This window comes from Xanthomonas sp. A1809 (assembly GCF_017746015.1).
In the GTDB taxonomy this organism is placed as follows: domain Bacteria; phylum Pseudomonadota; class Gammaproteobacteria; order Xanthomonadales; family Xanthomonadaceae; genus Xanthomonas; species Xanthomonas euvesicatoria.
This window is the reverse complement of sequence record NZ_JAGHWZ010000030.1, coordinates 1-805: the sequence shown is the minus strand read 5'-3', so window position 1 is coordinate 805 and position 805 is coordinate 1. Positions and strand designations below refer to the sequence as shown.

Genomic DNA, 805 nt, shown 5'->3' with positions numbered 1-805 from the left:
CCGGCAATGGGGGCTTCGACATTAAGGTGGGCGGCAACACGGCCTTGGTCGGCGGTGCCATTGCAAGTGCGGCCGATGCCAGCCTCAATCGGCTGTCTACCGACAGCTTGACGGTCGAGGATCTGCAGAACAAGGCGGAGTACAAGACCAGCGGCGTCTCGGTGGCTGGCGGCACGGGCAGCAGCATGGCCAGCATGGCCATCGGTACCGGGCTGAGCATGCTGGGCAACGCCAGCGACAGCTCGAGCAGCACGACCAAGAGCGACATCGCGGCCGGCACGATCCAGATCCGCAATGGCGACGAGTCCGCGCTGGCAGGATTGGATCGCAATGCAACCGAGTTGCAACAGTCCGGGCTGAAGGAGATCTTCGATCAGAAGAAGATCGAAGATCAGAAAGAGCTGATGGGGCTGGCTGGGGAGATTGGATTCCGTGCAGCGGGTGATATCGCCGGCAGTATGCAAGAGCGTGCGGCATTGGACCTTGCCTCAGCAAGAGCCACCGGGGACAAAGCTGCGGAAGCAGATGCATTAGCTCGTAAAAATAGCTGGAGTGACGGAGGAGTAAACAAAGTTTTGTTGCATGGCCTGACAGGTGCAGCCGTCGCTGCACTGGGAGGAGAGAGTACACTTAGTGGTGCCATCTCGGCTGCAGGCTCTGAGAGAGCCAAGCAGGTCATGGCTGATTATTTGGTCAGTCAACATATTGACCCCGATAGCGAGACGTTTAATAGCCTGATGGAGGCCGGTAGTGCAGCCATAGGCGGTGTTTTAGGTGGTGCACCAGGCGCAGCCATCGCAGTTGC

The 805-nt window shown here is 59.0% G+C and carries 1 pseudogene; it reads left to right on the top strand.

What is annotated here, in order from left to right:
• Nucleotides 1-805 (top strand): annotated as a pseudogene (locus J7396_RS21720) (hemagglutinin); the annotation flags it as partial.